We start from the raw sequence: 16609 nt of genomic DNA, 5'->3' as shown, positions 1-16609 counted from the left end.
CCCCCGGGTGTGTTCTCCGGGGGCCCGCCGGTCACCGGTCAGGCGCGGTGCGCGCCGCCCGCGGCCCGCCGGCGGACCGACACGAACAGGGCGCTCGCGCCGAGCGCCAGCGCGGCGGCCCCGCCGATCGCGAGGTACGAGGTGCTGCTGCTGCCACCCGTCTCGGCGAGCGCGGTGTCCCCGGGCGCCGCGTCCACGGGGGACGCGCCGGCGCCGTTCGGCTCGGGAGCGTTCGCCGAGGATTCCTCGGCCTCCGCGGCCGGAGCCGCCTCGGTGACCTCCGCGCCGGTCGCCGCGTCGTCGTCACCATGGCCGTTGTGCTCGACGGACGACTTGCCCGCGCCCTCGTCGATCTCCGCCTCGGACGGGGCGGACGCGGCCGGCGCCGGAGCGGCCGCGACGGAACCGCTGCCGCCGCTCGCACCGCCGAAGACCACGTCGGAGCAGGCGTAGAAGGCCTCGGGGGAGTCCGACCGCTGCCAGACCGTGTAGATCAGCTGCCGCCCCGACGCCTCAGGCACGGTGCCGTCGAAGACGTACGACCCGTCCTGCAGCGTCGGGTCGGTGGCCGTGGCGAACGGCTTCTCCTGGAGGTCCGACCACTTCAGGGGCTGCGTCGGGTCGTAGCTCGCCTTGGTCAGGTAGAGCTCGAACGAGCCCTTGTGCGGAGCGGTCGCCCGGAACCGGAAGGTGTGGCTGCCCGCCTTCATGGGCGTGGACGGCCAGTCGGCGCGCGGCAGGTCGAGCCCCTTGAACTTGTCGTTGCCCGCGCTGCACAGCTTGCCGTCCGGGATCAGCTCACGGTGCTTGCCCGCCGCGTTGGCGATGTTCACGCCGTTCCAGTCGTACAGCGCCTGGGTGCCGCCCGCCGCCACCGCCGCCTGGCAGGCCCCCGACTGCGGGTTCTCCGGCCCCTCCGCGAAGCAGGCCGAGACCCGGCTGACGGGGTCGCTCAGCGAACCGTGGGCGGCGGCCGGGACGGCGGAGAGCCCGGTCAGCGCCAGCGGCGCGATGCCGAGCGCGACGACGGTTCCGGCGACCTTGCGGCGGGCGGTGGTGATGACGGCCATGGTGGTGGTTCTCCTTCGGCGGCACGGCTTCTGACCAGGACTGGTGATCAGCAAGCTAGCCGCCTCCGGGACCGGATCCGGGCGGGAAAAGGCGCAGGTGGCGATCGTTATGGCGCGCTTAAGGGACGGTTAGGAGAGGGCTCAGGAACCGGCCGCCGGACACCCCGGTACGGAGGTGCCCGGCGGCAGGGGAGCGGACGTCAGACCTGGACGCCGGGCGTCCCGTCCTCCACGACCACGCTCGCCCGCGTGCTGATCGCCGCGTCCGGCTTCGTCACGAAGGGCAGGACGCGGAAGTCGCTCGTCCACCGCTCCCGGTCCACCGTGACGCGCACGTAGCCGCGCTGGTTGTTGAAGAACTTCATGTGCGGGTTGGCCGCGAGGAACGTCTCGCCCTGGGCCGTCATGTCCGCGCCGTCGCCGCCGCTCGTGATCGAGGTGCCCACGAACTCCGAGCCGACGGTGGCCGATTCGGGGTCGGCGTAGTCGCGCTTGAGGTCCCAGGCGTAGTTCTGGTGGCGGTCACCCGTGATCACGACCAGGTTGCGCACCCCGCGGGTGTCCGCCTCGGCGAGCAGCCGGTTGCGCTCGGCGACGTAACCGTCCCACGGGTCCATCCAGACCGTGGTGCCCGGGCCGGGGTCCTGGTCGGTCTGGCCCATCGGGGCCTGGTTGCCGAGGATCTGCCAGCGCGCCTGCGAACGGCTGAAGCCCTTGAGGACCCAGTCCCGCTGCCGGGCCCCGAGCAGGGTCCGGTCGGTGTCGAAACGGTCGTCGCAGTCGGCCGACGCGCCGTCACCGCACGGCTGGTCGTCGCGGTACTGGCGGGTGTCGAGCATGGTGAAGTCGGCGAGCCGGCCGTAGGGGAGCCTGCGGTACATCTGTACGTCGGGGCCCTTCGGCAGCTGGGTGCGGCGCAGCGGCGCGTGCTCGTACAGCGCCTGGAAGGCGTCGGCCCGGCGCAGCAGGAACGTCGCCGGGTCGTCGTCGTTCTCGGAGATCTCGCCCGCCCAGTTGTTCTCCACCTCGTGGTCGTCGAACGTCATGATCCACGGGAAGGCGGCGTGCGCCTCCTGGAGCGGGGCCTCGGACTTGTAGAGGCCGTACTGGAGCCGGTAGCGGGCGAGGTCGAGGGTCTCCGTGTGGAACTTCGGGTCCGTGACCACCCCGCGCTTGTTCGTCTTCACACCGGACTCGTACAGGTAGTCGCCGAGGTGCACCACCAGGTCGAGGTCCTCTCGCGCCATGTGGTGGTACGCCGTGAAGTAACCGTCCTGCCAGGCCTGGCAGGAGGCGAAGGCGAACTTCAGCTCGCGGGGGGAGGCCGAGGGGGCCGGGGTGGTGCGCGTACGGCCCACGGGGGAGATCGCCGAGCCGGCCCTGAAACGGAACCAGTACGTGCGGTCGGGGGCGAGCCCGTGCACCTCGGGGTGGACGGAGTGCGCCAGTTCGGGGCTCGCGACGACGCTGCCCCGGCGTACGACCCGGCGGAACCGTTCGTCGAGGGACACCTCGTACTGGACACGGACGGGCTTCGCCGGCATACCGCCGAGACCGTCCTGGGCGAAGGGCTCGGGAGCCAGGCGCGTCCAGAGCACCACACCGTCCGACGTCGGGTCGCCCGAGGCGACACCCAGGGTGAACGGGTCACCCTTCAGGGCGGGTACGGCGAACGCGGACTGCGCCTCCCACGCCCCCGTCCCGAGCATCAGCGCGGCGGCTGCCGCCCCGCCGAATCCGAACATCTGCCTGCGGGACACGGAATTCGCGACCACGGGTACGTCCTCCTCGGTTGATCTGCGCCAACCTCGGACACGCTCCCGGGCGTTGATGTCATGCTCACGCGCAGCGCATGGCCGGGGGCCGAGCGATACGTGAACAGGACAGCTGTGCGGTGAGCGGTTCAGGACACCGCGCGGTAGCGGCGCTCCGGCCGGCCCGTCCCGCCGTAGCGCAGCGACACCTCGGCCCGGCCGGTCTCCGCGAAGTACTCCAGGTAGCGGCGCGCGCTGACCCGGGACAGGGCGCCCGCCTCGGCGCACTCGGAGGCCGACAAGCCGTCCCGGTGCTCGCGCAGGACGCGTTCCACGAGGTCCGCCGTGTGGGCCGCCAGACCCTTGGGGAGCTCGCGGGAGCCCGGGGGACGGGTGCCGAAGATACGGTCCACGTCCTCCTGCCGGGCCTCCTGCCGCGCCTCGTCCAGCGCGTCCAGACGGTTGCGCAGCGAGGCCACGTGCTGGAGCTGCTCCTGGAGCGCCGTGCGGTGGAACGGCTTGATCAGATAGTGCAGCGCGCCCGCCCGCAGCGCCGCCCTGACCACCCCGGCGTCGCGCGCCGCCGTGATGAAGAGCGCGTCCGCGCTGTGGGCGTCCCCGTCGCGCTCCTCCGCCGCGCGCAGCTCCCGCAGCACCTGGATCCCGTCCATGTCGGGGAGGAAGACGTCGAGCAGGACCAGGTCGGGACGGAGCCGGCGGGCCGCGCGCAGGGCCTCGGCGCCCGTGTGGGCCACGCCGACGACCGTAAACCCGTCCAATGCGGACACGTACCGGCTGTGCAGCTTGGCGACCATGAAGTCGTCGTCCACCACCAGCACTTTCGTCACGCCGACACCGTAGGGCGCGACCACAACGACCACAACGACCATTGGTTCCGGAACGGCGACAGCTCGTTAACGCGGAGGCAACATGTGGGCCACCTCACACGCGTCCGTACACGGCTCGAAAGGCGGCATCCGGTGCGACTGCGCACTCCCCTCGCCCTGTTCGGGGCAGCGCTGCTGGTGGTCGTCGGGCCCCCGCTGCTCTCCACCGGCAGCGGCTCCGACACCGGCACGCAGATCCCCGGACTGCGCTTCATGGTTCCCAACACACCCGGCGGCGGTTACGACATCACGGCGCGCACCGCGGCGAAGAACGCCGAGGACGCGGACCTCACCCACGGCATCGAGGTGTTCAACCTGCCCGGCGCGGGCGGCACCGTCGGCCTGACCCGGCTGGTCGCCGAGCGCGGCAACGGCAAGCTCGCCATGTCCATGGGCCTCGGTGTCGTCGGCGCCGTCCACACCAACAAGTCGCCAAAGACCCTCTCCGACACCACCCCGATCGCCCGGCTCACCGAGGAGCAGGACATCGTCGTCGTCGCCAAGGACTCCCCGTACCGGACGATCGACCAGTTGCTCACCGCCTGGAAGAAGGACCCGGGGAAGATCCCCGTCGGCGGTGGTTCCTCGCCCGGCGGACCCGACCACCTCGCCCCCATGCTGATGGCGAAGGCCGCCGGGATCGCCCCGAAGCAGGTCAACTACATCCCCTTCGACGGCGGCGGCGAGCTGCTCGCCTCGATCCTCGGCGACAAGGTCGGCTTCGGCGTCTCCGGCGTCGGTGAGTACCTCGACCAGATCGAGGCCGGTGAGCTGCGGCTGCTCGCCGTCACCGGCCCGAAGCGGGTCCCCGGCCTCGACGCGCCCACCCTCCGCGAGGCCGGCCTCGACACCGACTTCACCAACTGGCGCGGCATCGTCGCCCCGCCGGGACTCTCCGACGCCGAACGCGACAAGCTCGTCGGGCTGGTGAGCGAACTGCACGCCTCGAAGCAGTGGCGCGACTCCATGGAGAAGAACGGCTGGGACGACGCCTTCCTCACCGGTGACGACTTCGGTGACTTCCTGGACGGCCAGGACCGCCGGGTCGCCACCGTCCTCAAGGAGCTGGGACTGTGAGCGACGAGACCACCACACCTTCCCGGCCCGGCGGTGCGCGCACCTGGCTGCGCGAGCACTCCGAACTCGGCGTCTGCGTCCTGCTGCTCGCGCTGGGCGTCCTCGTCCTGACCGACGCCCTGACGATGAGCGTCGACATCACCCAGCGCGGACCCGTCGGGCCGAAGACCGTGCCCATAGCCGTCGGTATCGGACTGCTGGCCGTCGCCGTGCTGCTGGCCGTCGACGTCCTGCGGGGCGGCCGCGGCGAGGCGGAGGCCGGCGAGGACGTCGACCTCGACGAACCCGCCGACCGGCGCACCGTCGCCCTGCTCACCGGCGTCTTCCTCGCCTTCGCCGCCCTCATCGGCCCGCTCGGCTTCCCGATCTCCGGCGCCCTGCTCTTCTGGGGCTCGGCCTACGCGCTCGGCAGCCGCCACCACGACCGCGATCCGCTCATCGCGGCCGGACTGTCCCTGGTGACCTACTTCGTCTTCGACAACCTGCTCGGGGTGCCCCTCCCGGGCGGCCCGCTGATGGGGGTGCTCTGACCGATGGATTCCCTCAACTCCCTCATCGACGGCTTCGGTACGGCGCTCACGCCCGTCAACCTGCTCTGGGCCGCTCTCGGCGTCCTGCTCGGCACGGCGATCGGCGTGCTCCCCGGCATCGGCCCCGCCATGGCCGTGGCACTGCTGCTGCCGGTGACGTACGGACTCGAACCGACCGGCGCCTTCATCATGTTCGCCGGGATCTACTACGGCGCGATGTTCGGCGGCTCCACCACCTCGATCCTCCTCAACACCCCGGGGGAGAGCGCGGCCGTCGTCGCCGCGATCGAGGGCAACCCGATGGCGAAGGCCGGACGCGGCGCACAGGCGCTCGCCGCCGCCGCCATCGGCCACTTCGCCGGAGGCATGATCGGCACGATCCTGCTGGTCGTCCTGGCCCCCACCGTCGCCTCGCTCGCCGTCGACATCGGTGCCCCCGACTACTTCGCCATCATGGTGCTGGCCTTCATCGCCGTCACCTCCGTCCTCGGCTCCTCCCGGATCCGCGGCCTCGCGTCGCTCCTCATCGGCCTCACCATCGGTCTCGTCGGCCTGGACCAGATGACGGGCCAGCAGCGGCTGACCTTCGGCTCGCTCCAACTGGCCGACGGCATCGACGTGGTGATCGTGGCCGTCGGGCTCTTCGCCATCGGGGAGGCCCTCTGGGTCGCCGCGCACCTGCGCCGCTCCAGCGGCAAGCCGATCCCCGTCGGCCGCCCCTGGCTCGGCAGGTCCGACGTACGGCGCACCTGGAAGTCCTGGCTGCGCGGGCCCCTCATCGGCTTCCCGTTCGGCGCGATCCCGGCGGGCGGCGCGGAGATCCCCACCTTCCTCTCGTACGTCACCGAGAAGCGGCTCTCCAAGCACCGCGACGAGTTCGGCAAGGGCGCCATCGAGGGCGTCGCCGGCCCGGAGTCCGCGGCCTCCGCCTCCGCCGCGGGCACCCTGGTCTCGATGCTCACCCTCGGCCTGCCCACCACGGCCGTCGCCGCCGTCATGCTGGCCGCCTTCCAGCAGTACGGCATCCAGCCCGGCCCGCTCCTCTTCGAACGTGAACCCGAGCTGGTCTGGGGCCTGATCGCCTCCCTCTTCGTCGGCATGGTGCTGCTGCTCGCGCTGAACCTGCCCCTCGCACCGCTCTGGGCGAAGCTCCTGCGGATCCCGCGCCCCTACCTCTACGCGGGCATCCTCTTCTTCGCCGCCGTCGGGGCGTACGCGGTCGGCGGAGAGGCCGTCGACCTGGTGATCCTGCTGGTGATCGGGCTGATCGGTTTCGGGATGCGGCGGTACGGACTGCCCGTGCTGCCCGCGATCATCGCGGTCATCCTCGGCCCGTCCGCCGAACAGCAGCTGCGGCGCGCCCTCCAGATCAGCGACGGAAGCGTGACGGGCCTGGTCGACACCCCGTTCTCCGTGACGGTCTACGTCGTCGTCGCGCTGATCCTGGTGTGGCCGCTGGTGCGGAAGGGGCTGGCACGGAACCGGGCGTGAAGGCCTGCCGGGAACAGTGAGGGAATGTCAGTGGCGGCTGAGAGGATCGAGGGCATGACCACGATCGACTGGGACGCCGCCGCCGACTCCTTCGACGAGGAGCCCGACCACGGGCTCCTCGACCCGGTGGTCCGCAGCGCCTGGGCGCGGCGGATGGAGACCTGGCTGCCCACCGCGCGCTCCGCGGTCCTCGACCTCGGATGCGGTACGGGCAGCCTGGCCCTGCTCGTCGCCGGTCAGGGGCACCGCGTCACCGCCGTCGACCGGTCGGCGCGCATGGTGGAGCAGGCACGGGCCAAGCTGGCCGGGACCGGCACCGAGGTGCTCGTCGGTGACGCGGCGCACCCCCCGGTCGGCAGACAGCGGTTCGACGTGATCCTGGCCCGGCACGTCGTGTGGCTGCTGCCCGACCCGGCGGCCGTCCTGCGGCACTGGTTCTCGCTGCTGCGGCCGGGCGGCCGGCTGATCCTGGTCGAAGGCGTGTGGAACGGCACCGGACTCTCCGCCGACCGCCTCACCGCGCTCCTCACCGAGCACACCGAGCGCGTCCACCACGAGCCGCTCTCCGGCGACCCCCTGCTCTGGGGCAAGGAGGTCGACGACGAGAGGTACGCCCTGGTGGCCAGGGCCGAGCCACCGCACCGGCACACCGAGATCGTCGACGTCCACCTCGTCCTGCGCAGGGGCTCCGACGTCCTGCTCGCCCGGCGGGCCGGCACGGGATACGCGGACGGACTGCTCAGCATCCCCTCAGGTCACGCTGAGGACGGCGAGGACGTCAGGGCGGCGATGGTCCGGGAGGCGGCCGAGGAGATCGGCGTCGAGCTGGATCCGGACGAGCTCCGGGTGGCCCTGGTCATGCAGCACAGGGGCCCGGGCGGCAGCCCCAGGATGGGCTGGTTCTTCGAGGCGGACCACGACCCCGCGCGCCCGCCCCGCAACGCGGAGCCGGACAAGTGCTCCGAGCTGGACTGGTTCCCCCTGGACGCGCTGCCCGACGACATGGTGGCGTACTGCCGTGCCGGCCTCGACGGATACCGCGCCGAGCAGCGCTTCCTGATCCACTGGCACCAGGACGCCGACGGTGTCGCCCACGACCCGGACGGGATCCAGCGTGCCGTCCCGCTGCCGGTGTCCGCCGTCCCCACCGGCCGGGTCCACCACATCGAGCTGTGGGTGCCCGACCTGGCGGAGGCGGAGGCGCAGTGGGGCTGGCTGCTCGGCCGGCTGGGCCATGTCCCGTACCAGCGCTGGGCGCACGGCAGGAGCTGGCGGCGCGGCGACAGCTATGTGGTCGCCGAGCGGTCACCGGACGGCTCCGGGGGGCCGCACGACCGGCTGCGCCCGGGCCTCAACCACCTGGCGTTCCACGTCCGGGACCGGGCCGCGCTCGACGCCCTGGTGGCGGCCGCCCCCGGTCACGGCTGGCGGCTCCTCTTCCCCGAGCTCCACCCGTACGCCGGCGGCAGCGGCCACTACGCGGCGTACCTGGAGAACACGGCGGGATACGAGGTCGAGCTCGTCGCGCCGTGAGAGCCCGGCCGGTCAGCGGAGCTTGATCGCTCCGCCGTCGGCCATCAGGGTCTGCCCCGTGATGTAGCGGGCGTCGTCGCTCGCGAGGAAGGCGACGACCGGCGCGACGTCCTTCATCGGGTCCCCGAAGCGGCCGAGCGGGACCTTGGCGGCAGACAGCCTGTACTGCTCGGGGTTGGCCTCCGCCCACTGGGCGACGCCCGCCGTCCTCGCCATCGGCGACACGACGTTGACCCGGATCTGCTCGGCTGCCCACTCGTTGGCGACGACCCGGCTCAGGCCGCGGATGGCCTCCTTGGCCGCCGCGTACGACGCCTGGTTCGGCTGGCCGTCGATGCCCGCGCCCGAAGCGAAGTTGACCACCGCGCCCTGGGCCTTCCGCAGCTCCGGGTAGGCGGCGACCATGAAGTTGCGGGTGGCGAACAGGCCGGTGTCCAGGGCGAGTTTCCAGTCGTCCTCGGTCTGCTCCACGAAGGGGCGCACCCGGGAGGCGCTGGCGTTGTTCACCAGGACGTCGAGCTTGCCGAAGCGCTCCACGGCCGTGGAGACGGCCCGGTCGGCCACGGAACGGTCGGAGACGTCACCCTGGAGGAACGCCACGGCATCCCCCAGGTCGGCGACGACGGCGTCCCCGGCCGCCTGCTGGAGATCGATGACGACGACCCGCGCGCCGCGCTCGACGAACAGCCGGGTGACGGCCTCCCCGATGCCGGACGCGCCGCCGGTGACGATCGCGACCTTGCTCTCCAGTGTCATGTCCGTGTGGTTCCTTCCGCTCGTGTGTTCCGGCGCTACGTGCCCCCACACGACGCCTTGCATATGCATCATACCTGCGGTGTGCATAATGCACATATAAGGCCCGGGCTGCTCTCAGCCGACCAGCCCCGCCAGCCCTTCGGTGCGGGCCAGGTGCTCCAGTTCGTCCAGGGCGCGCAGGGCCTCGCCGGCGGCCTCAGGGTCCCGGTCCGGCAGGCCGCTCTCCTCGAACTCGTCCTCGTCCAGCCGCAGCACGGACGCGCCGTCCGCCGACACCCACAGGTCCAGGTCCAGGTCCTCGACCAGGAGTTCGGCGTCCCGGAGCACGGCGGGCCGGGTGATGTCGCAGTACCAGCCCTTCAACTGTCCCGCTCCGGTGCGGACCTCCTTGACGGCGTACCACCGGTCGCGCCAGTAGTGCTCGGTGAAGACGTCGCCCGGCTCGAACCGTACGAAGCCGAAGTCCCGGACTCCCGGAGCCGCCCAGGGGGCCCGGACGGTGATGCGGGTGCCGTCGTCGCCGACGAGGTCCGCCGGGTAGCGGATCTTGGTGCTGCCCGCCTTGACCAGGTGGACGGACAGGGTGTTCCCGGACAGGCCGTGCTCAGGGGAGACGGCGGACATGGCGAACCTCCGTTGCGCAGATCTCGTAGCCGAACCAGCGGTTGACCGCCAGCATCGGGCCGTTCTCGGCGTCGTTGCCGGTGTAGGCGTCCGTGTACCCGGCCGCCCGCGCCCGGTGCAGGGAGTCGTTCTTGGCGAGCTTCGCCAGCCCCCTGCCGCGGAAGGCGCGCAGCGTGCCGGTCATGCCCGACCAGTAGCGCGTCAGACCGTCGGTCTGCGCCGCGCTGAACGCCGCGATCCGCCCGTCCACCGTCACGACCGTGGTCAGCGCGTGGTCGAAGCCGGGCCGCCGCCAGGTCGAGGCCAGCCAGTTCTCGTAGTCGGAGAACTCCACCTGGACATCGCTCGGTTCGTCCGCGGTCACCTCCGCATCGGCCTCGAACAGCGGGCGCGGATCGTCCTCGAAGTCGGCCGCCGTCAGCAGCCCGACGCCGACAGGAACCTCCTGGAGCGGCGGCAGCGCGCCGTCCGCCAGACCGAGCCGGAGGAAGTGCGCCGGCCGGCGCGCCGCATAGCCCCGCTTCCCGGCGAACGCCCGGTTGGCCGGCTCGTCGAGGACCCAGGTGTAGACGGCGGTCGCACCCGCGGCGGCCAGATGCTCCTCACCGGCCCGCACCAGCAGTGACCCCGCGCCCCGGCCCATCCTGTCCGGATGTACGTACGGATTGCAGAACCCCTGGCCCGGCGTCGGGCTCTCGTGCGAGATGCCCACCTGCGCCGTCCCGATCACCTCGCCGTCCTCCTCGGCGACCAGCAGGCGGTACCGCCGGTCGGGATGGGCGTCGGCAAGGTCGCTCAGGACCTGCTCCGGAGTCGTCACCATGTACGGCAGCGCGGCACGCCGCACCCGTACCCAGGCATCGGCGTCGGCGGGCCGGAAGTCACGTACGAGGACCGTCATGCGCGGACGCTAACCCGGGGTGCCGTCGGGCCGCCTCCGAATTTGCGGCGGCGCGGCCGGTGACGGGACCACCCTGTGGGAGAGAATCGGCCCGTGACCCTGAAGATCGCCGTTGACCCGGACTCCGCCACCGCCCCGTACGAACAGCTGCGCGCCCAGCTGTCCGAACAGGCCCGCTCCGGCGCCCTGCCCGTCGGCTACCGTCTCCCGACCGTACGCGGCCTCGCCGGCGAACTGGGCCTCGCCGCCAACACCGTGGCCAAGGCCTACCGCGCCCTGGAGACCGACGGGGTGATCGAGACGCGGGGGCGCAACGGGACGTTCGTCGCCGCCGCGGGCGACGCCGCCGCCCGGCACGCGGCGACGGCGGCGCAGGAGTACGCCGATCAGGCCCAGCGCCTCGGCCTGTCCAGGGCCGACGCACTGTCCCTGGCCGAGGACGCGGTGCGGGCGGCCTACGCGCGGTAGCCCGCCCGATGGGAGGCCGGGCTCAGAGGTACAGCCCCGCGTCCGCACCCGCGTCCTGCTTCGGCACGGACGCGGGGCCGCTGCCCCGCCGCAGGGCGTACAGCTCGGCGAGCGTCGCGCCCTCGCGGCCGAGCCCCTCCTCCGTACCCAGCCAGGACGCCGACTCCGCACGGGTCAGCGAGCCGACCTCGATGCGGGCCAGGCAGCGGCCCGGCCTGACCACCGCGGGGTGCAGCCGCTCCAGGTCCTCGTTGGTCGTCACCCCCACCAGCACATTCCGTCCCTGGCCCAGCAGGCCGTCCGTCAGGTTGAGCAGCCGGGACAGCGCCTGACCCGCTGTGTGCTTCGCCTCGCCCCTGATCAGCTCGTCGCAGTCCTCCAGGAGCAGCAGCCGCCACCGCCCCTTCGCCGAACCGTCGTCCTCACCGATGGCGATGTCCATCAGATAGCCGACGTCGTTGAAGAGCCGCTCCGGGTCCAGGACGCAGTCGACCTGGCACCAGTCGCGCCAGGACCGGGCGAGGGTGCGCAGCGCCGAGGTCTTGCCCGTGCCGGGAGGGCCGTGCAGCAGGAGCAGGCGTCCGGCGATGTCGTCGGGGGTCACCTTCATCAGCCGGTCCATCGCGTCGGCCACCGGAGCCGTGTAGTTGGGCCGGACCTCGTCCCAGGTGCCGGCGGCGATCTGCCGGGTGGTGCGGTGCGGGCCCCGGCGCGGGGAGACGTACCAGAAGCCCATGGTGACGTTCTCGGGCTGCGGCTCCGGCTCGTCCTGGGCCCCGTCGGTCGCCTCGGACAGGACCTTCCCGGCCAGCTCGGCGGTGGTGGCCGTGACCGTGACGTCGGCGCCCCGGTTCCACCGCGAGACGAGCAGCGTCCACCCGTCGCCCTCGGCGAGCGTCGCGCTGCGGTCGTCGTCACGGGCCGCCCGCAGGACCGTGGCCGCCGTCGGGAGCAGGGTCGCCCCCGACTTGACCCGGTCGAGGGAGGAACTGTGCGAATACGGCTGCTCGCCCGTCGCGAAGCGGCCCAGGAACAGCGCGTCCACGACGTCGGACGGCGAATCGCTGTCATCGACGTTGAGCCGGATCGGCAGGGCGGACTCGGGGTTGGCAGACATGGCGCCCATGATCCGGCACGGCGGCACCCCGCGCACCCAGGTTTCAGGAGCTGCCCCGGGGGCTCTCGTCCGGATCAGGTCCGATCCGGACGAGAGGCTCCGGGCGGCCACGGCTCAGGAGCCCCCGAACCCGCGGTGCGCCCGGCGCGCGCCGCGCACGACGGCGAACCCCTTGGTGAGCACCCGGTCCACCGCGAACCCCCGGGCGACCGACCTGCCCTCGACCAGCCGTGCGAAGGCGGCGGCGCTCGTGCCACGGCGGACGGTCACCCGCTCCAGGGCGTACGGCCCCTGGCGGCGGCGCGCCAGGGCGTTGCCCACGGCGAGGGACTGCGCGAAGCCGGCCGCCCGGACCGACTGCCGCACCCGACGGGTGGAGTAGCCGTAGGGGTAGGCGAAGGAGACCGGAGCGGCGCCGAGTTCGGCGGTGACGATCTCCCGGCAACGCACGGTCTCGGCCCGCAGTGCCGCCCCGTCGAGCTGGTCCAGCTGCGGGTGGGTGTGGCTGTGGCCGCCTATCTCCACACCCGTCGCGGCGAGTTCACGCACCTGGCCCCAGTCGAGCATGGTGTCCAGGGCGCCGCCCTCGTCGTACGCCCCGCGCAGCCAGCCGGTGGTGACGAAGACGGTGGCCGCGAAACTGTGCTCGGCGAGCACCGGCAGCGCGTGCCGGTGCACCCCCTCGTAGCCGTCGTCGAACGTGATCAGCACCGGCCGGGGCGGCAGGGGCCGCCCCGTGCGCCAGTGCTCGCCCAGCGCGGCCGTCGTGAGCGGGGTGAAGCCGCGCCGGGCCAGGATCTCCATCTGCCTACGGAAGGCCCCGGGCGACACGGAGAGGCCGTACACGCCGTCGGCCGGACGGTGGCCGACGGCGTGGTACATCAGGATCGGCACGGCCCTGTCCACCGGGCCCGCCCTGTCCACCGGACCCGCCCCGGCCGCCGGCTCCGCCCCGCTCACGGCACCTCCTCGGCAGCGCCCGCCGGTTGGATCGCCGGCACGGCGAAGGACACACCGTCGCGCCGGACGCGTACGCTCCCCACTGCGTAACCGGCCGCCGCCGCCAGCACCCCCGTCACGACGGCTCCGGCGCGGCCCGCCCCGCCGGGACGGCCGAGCAGGAAGTCCCGTACGCCCCGGAGCACCCCGGCCGGGAGCACCCGGGTGGTGTAGCGGCGCTCGGACTCCAGCCCCCTGCCCGCCCCGACGCTCCGGGCGACGAGGGCCTTGGAGAGCCCCTCGGCGTACGTACGCGTACTGAAGTAGCCGAAGCGCTCCCGCACCCCGGGGACCTTGTGGCGGATCACGGCACGGTCGTCGATCAGCAGGACGGCGTGGGGGAGTGCGCGGCTCAGCCGGATGCAGAGCTCGGTCTCCTCGCCGCCCAGCGGCCGTTTGCCGCCGTCCCGTCCGATGCCGGTGGCGAAGCCGCCCGCCGCGTCGAAGGCCGTACGCCGGAACGAGGCGTTGCCGCCGAGGACGTTACGGACGCGGACCGTGCCGGGCGGCAGCCCCAGGTAGCTGCACCCGACGACCCAGTCGAACTCCTCCGGGAACCAGAGCGGCCTGCGGCCCGAGGCCCACGAGGGCAGGGTCCGGCCGCCGACGGCCATCACCCGCGGATCGTCGTAGCCCTTGTCGAAGTGGCGCAGCCAGTCCGGCTCGGCCACCGCGTCGTCGTCGAGGAAGGCGACGATCGTGCCCCGCGCGGCGGCGATGCCGGTGTTCCGGCCCGCCGACAGACCGCGGGGGCCCGCGTTCGCGAGCACCCGCACCTCCGGACGGTCCCCGTACTCCCCGGTCAGACGACGCAGCAGCGCCGGATTGTGGTCCACCACCAGGAGGATCTCCTCCGCGGACAGGGACTGCGCGCGGACCGAGGCGACGGCCTCCCGGATGTCCTCCCAGCGCTCCTCGGTGTAGACGCAGATGACGACGGAGTGGTCCCGGGGACTCACAGGCCCTGTCCCCGGCCGATCATGGCCGGAGCGGCGGCCGTCCGGCGCCCGCCGCGGCGTACGCGCTTCTCCGTGAGGATCACCCTGAGCACCCGGAGCCCGTCCCGTACGGCGCTGAGATTGCTGACGCCGTGGATGCGGTTGTACTCGTGGCTGGGAACCTCCTGGACCCTGAGGCCGGCCTTGACCACCCTGATGTTCATCAGGGTCTCTATCTCGAAGCCGGTGCAGTCCAGGGTGATCCTGTCCAGGCAGTGCTTCCAGAAGGCGTTGTAGCCGTAGCAGAGGTCGGTGTAGCGGGCTCCGAACTTGCGGTTGACCACCGTGCACAGCGCGCGGTTGCCGAGCTTGCGCACGGGTGTCATGTCGTCCGTGCCGCCGCCGTTGGCGAAGCGGGAACCCTTGGCGAAGTCGGCGCCGCCGACCAGGGCGGAGACATAGCTGACGATCTCCTCGCCGTCCGCCGAGCCGTCCGCGTCGACCATCACGATGATCTCGCCTGTGCAGGCGGCGAAGCCACTGATCAGGGCGTCACCCTTGCCCTTGCCGACCTGTTTGACGACCACGACGTCGGGCCTGAGTTCACGGGCGACCCGGACGGTGTCGTCGGTCGAATTGCCGTCCACGAGCACGACTTCATGAATCCAGTCGGGCAGCGTCTTGAACACATGGGGAAGATTCTCCGCCTCGTTCATGGCGGGGATCACGACACTTACCGGCGGCGCTATCGCGAGGTGCGAGGAGATCGGCCGGTATTCGCTCTCCATTCGAGCGGATTCGGTCTCTTCGGTGGCAGGTCTGATCGAGGAAGGCAGAACTGAACTCATGAGTCTTTTCCCTCTCGTCCGGTGGACGGCCCGCCCCCGGGCAGTCCGGATAAAGGTCCGGTTCGAAAGGGGGGTTCTCACCCCGGCCATGACGGCATGACGCTCCGAGCTGGCTGGATGAGGTGACACAACTGGCCGCGCGGCGACCGACTCGACCCGAGTACGGCCGCTGGGCACGGCACCCCCCTACCGTGCCCCGCTCCGGTATCCACCGCGGCTTCCTGAGCCCTCCCCTGGAGCCGCCTGCGTGATGGGCCTTTGCGGGTTGATCTATGGCGGTATGAACGATTGGAACTGTATGGCAAGACATGCAAGGACGTCTCGCTATTTTCAGACTTTGACGGAACTGTCACATTCGGGCGCGGAATTGACGCTTCCTAATCCCGCCGGCCTGGTGTGGAACTCGGGGGCCGGGGTCGCGAAGAGGTGAAAGGGCGCACAAGGAGCGCGCGGTGGTGAATTGATCCCGGCAAGCGCCGGCCCCCGCCTCTGTCACCGCTCCGCCTGCCTGGCCGGACGTCACTTCTGCCCCGACTGTCCCTGTCTCGCTGCTGATGATCCGCATTGGCGACTTTGCCCCCCAGCGCGCCGGATGCCGGATTTCAATGTGACGTAACGCCAGGGGGCAGTCAAGGACGCCTTGTCGAAGCTTCTTGGCATGGACACTTCCGGAATTCCGTCCGGTACTGCTACCACGGAGTAGGCAGAGATCCTGCCCAAGGAGGTTCCATGAAAATGTCCAGACTCGTGGCGTTCTCGTCCTCTCTCCTGCTCGGCACCCTTCTCGCTCTGACCGGTGCCGGCGTCGCCCAGGCCAAGGAATCCGCAGCCGTCGACTACGTCGCCCTGGGGGACTCGTACTCGTCGGGTGTCGGCGCCGGCAGCTACGACAGTGCCAGCGGCGACTGCAAGCGCAGCACCCGCGCCTACCCCGCTCTCTGGAAGGCGGCCAACAACCCCGCCTCGTTCGCCTTCACCGCCTGCTCGGGCGCCAGGACAGGCGATGTCACGGCCGGTCAGCTCGGCCCCCTGACCTCCGCGACCGACCTCGTCTCGATCTCCATCGGCGGCAACGACGCGGGCTTCGCCGACGTCATGACCACCTGTGTCCTGCAGTCCGAGGCCACCTGTCTCAGCCGGATCGCCACCGCCCGCGCCTACGTCGACTCGACCCTCCCCGGCAAACTGGACTCCGTGTACGCGGCGATCAGCGCCAAAGCCCCCTCGGCCCACGTCGTCGTCCTCGGCTACCCCCGCTTCTACCAGCTCGGCGGCAGCTGCATCGCCGGTCTGAGCGAGAAGGAACGCTCCGCCATCAACGGCGCCGCCGACTACCTCAACGCGGCCACCGCCAAGCGCGCGGCGGACCACGGCTTCACCTTCGGCGACGTCACCTCGACCTTCACCGGGCACGAGATCTGCTCGGGCAGCGCCTGGCTGCACAGCGTGAACTGGCTCAACATCGGTGAGTCCTACCACCCGACCGCCGCAGGGCAGTCGGGCGGCTACCTGCCCGTCCTCAGCTCGAAGGCCTGACCGCACCGTCCGCGGCGCGACACACCGGTTCAGCCGTACGCCGAGGAGGGGGCCCCGCCCCGCGGGGTTCCCTCCTCCGC

Annotated in this window: 16 protein-coding genes; 6 read left to right on the top strand and 10 right to left on the bottom strand. The window is 71.8% G+C overall.

Going from position 1 to position 16609, the window contains the following annotated elements; all coding sequences use genetic code 11:
- Positions 1-38: 38 nt before the first annotated feature.
- From ACIRD8_RS22900 to ACIRD8_RS22890, 3 genes are all read right to left on the bottom strand, one after another.
- Entirely contained in the window at positions 39-1070 is a 1032-nt protein-coding gene (locus ACIRD8_RS22900; protein WP_403994445.1) for a lytic polysaccharide monooxygenase, read from the bottom strand.
- 200 nt (positions 1071-1270) lie between these two features.
- Positions 1271-2845, bottom strand: coding sequence for an alkaline phosphatase D family protein (locus ACIRD8_RS22895; protein WP_403994442.1), 1575 nt, complete (start codon positions 2843-2845; stop codon positions 1271-1273).
- Positions 2846-2973: 128 nt separating this feature from the next.
- Entirely contained in the window at positions 2974-3714 is a 741-nt protein-coding gene (locus tag ACIRD8_RS22890) for a response regulator (RefSeq protein WP_403994439.1), read from the bottom strand.
- 90 nt (positions 3715-3804) lie between these two features.
- Between ACIRD8_RS22890 and ACIRD8_RS22885 the strand changes: the two genes are divergently transcribed.
- From ACIRD8_RS22885 to ACIRD8_RS22870, 4 genes are read left to right on the top strand one after another with little or no spacing between them, the layout of a single operon-like run.
- On the top strand, positions 3805-4788 hold the full coding sequence (locus ACIRD8_RS22885) for a Bug family tripartite tricarboxylate transporter substrate binding protein (RefSeq protein ID WP_403994436.1): 984 nt from the start codon (positions 3805-3807) through the stop codon (positions 4786-4788).
- Complete coding sequence (locus ACIRD8_RS22880) at positions 4785-5318, top strand: tripartite tricarboxylate transporter TctB family protein (protein WP_403994433.1); 534 nt, start codon at positions 4785-4787, stop codon at positions 5316-5318. The genes ACIRD8_RS22885 and ACIRD8_RS22880 overlap by 4 nt, the downstream gene beginning before the upstream one ends.
- A gap of 3 nt (positions 5319-5321) precedes the next feature.
- Complete coding sequence (locus ACIRD8_RS22875; protein ID WP_403994431.1) at positions 5322-6809, top strand: tripartite tricarboxylate transporter permease; 1488 nt, start codon at positions 5322-5324, stop codon at positions 6807-6809.
- 54 nt (positions 6810-6863) lie between these two features.
- Positions 6864-8342 carry a trifunctional class I SAM-dependent methyltransferase/NUDIX hydrolase/VOC family protein gene (locus tag ACIRD8_RS22870; protein WP_403994429.1) on the top strand — a complete coding sequence of 493 codons (1479 nt, stop codon included), beginning with the start codon at positions 6864-6866 and terminating at the stop codon, positions 8340-8342.
- Between the two features lie 12 nt (positions 8343-8354).
- Here ACIRD8_RS22870 and ACIRD8_RS22865 read toward each other — a convergent pair whose 3' ends face one another.
- The 3 genes from ACIRD8_RS22865 to ACIRD8_RS22855 form a co-directional block, all read right to left on the bottom strand.
- The gene (locus ACIRD8_RS22865; protein WP_403994427.1) at positions 8355-9098 is read right to left on the bottom strand and encodes an SDR family NAD(P)-dependent oxidoreductase; all 744 of its coding nucleotides are present in this window, start codon (positions 9096-9098) and stop codon (positions 8355-8357) included.
- 114 nt (positions 9099-9212) lie between these two features.
- Entirely contained in the window at positions 9213-9722 is a 510-nt protein-coding gene (locus ACIRD8_RS22860) for a DUF402 domain-containing protein (RefSeq protein WP_403994425.1), read from the bottom strand.
- Positions 9703-10623, bottom strand: a complete 921-nt coding sequence (locus ACIRD8_RS22855; RefSeq protein ID WP_403994423.1) for a GNAT family N-acetyltransferase — start codon at positions 10621-10623, stop codon at positions 9703-9705. Before ACIRD8_RS22855 ends, ACIRD8_RS22860 begins: the two co-directional genes overlap by 20 nt.
- 93 nt (positions 10624-10716) lie before the next feature.
- Between ACIRD8_RS22855 and ACIRD8_RS22850 the strand changes: the two genes are divergently transcribed.
- Positions 10717-11091 carry a GntR family transcriptional regulator gene (locus ACIRD8_RS22850; RefSeq protein ID WP_403994420.1) on the top strand — a complete coding sequence of 125 codons (375 nt, stop codon included), beginning with the start codon at positions 10717-10719 and terminating at the stop codon, positions 11089-11091.
- 22 nt (positions 11092-11113) lie between these two features.
- On the opposite strand, the gene ACIRD8_RS22845 is transcribed toward ACIRD8_RS22850, so the two are convergent.
- The 4 genes from ACIRD8_RS22845 to ACIRD8_RS22830 form a co-directional block, all read right to left on the bottom strand.
- Positions 11114-12208: a DUF5925 domain-containing protein gene (locus tag ACIRD8_RS22845; RefSeq protein ID WP_403994417.1), complete on the bottom strand. Its 1095-nt coding sequence runs from the start codon at positions 12206-12208 to the stop codon at positions 11114-11116.
- Positions 12209-12322: 114 nt separating this feature from the next.
- Positions 12323-13090, bottom strand: a complete 768-nt coding sequence (locus tag ACIRD8_RS22840; RefSeq protein WP_403994704.1) for a polysaccharide deacetylase family protein — start codon at positions 13088-13090, stop codon at positions 12323-12325.
- A gap of 74 nt (positions 13091-13164) precedes the next feature.
- Positions 13165-14166 (bottom strand): glycosyltransferase family 2 protein, encoded by a 1002-nt coding sequence (locus tag ACIRD8_RS22835; protein ID WP_403994414.1) that lies wholly within the window; start codon positions 14164-14166, stop codon positions 13165-13167.
- Positions 14163-14933, bottom strand: a complete 771-nt coding sequence (locus tag ACIRD8_RS22830; RefSeq protein WP_403994701.1) for a glycosyltransferase family 2 protein — start codon at positions 14931-14933, stop codon at positions 14163-14165. Before ACIRD8_RS22830 ends, ACIRD8_RS22835 begins: the two co-directional genes overlap by 4 nt.
- Positions 14934-15722: 789 nt before the next feature.
- On the opposite strand from ACIRD8_RS22830, the gene ACIRD8_RS22825 reads away from it, so the two are divergent.
- A complete protein-coding gene (locus ACIRD8_RS22825) occupies positions 15723-16529 on the top strand; it encodes an SGNH/GDSL hydrolase family protein (protein WP_403994411.1) in 807 nt (268 codons plus the stop codon).
- Positions 16530-16609 lie beyond the last annotated feature (80 nt).

Source organism: Streptomyces sp. NPDC102451 (genome assembly GCF_044765485.1).
Taxonomy (GTDB): Bacteria; Actinomycetota; Actinomycetes; order Streptomycetales; family Streptomycetaceae; genus Streptomyces.
The sequence above is the reverse complement of the archived record's forward strand: the minus strand, read 5'-3'. Positions and strand labels throughout refer to the sequence as shown.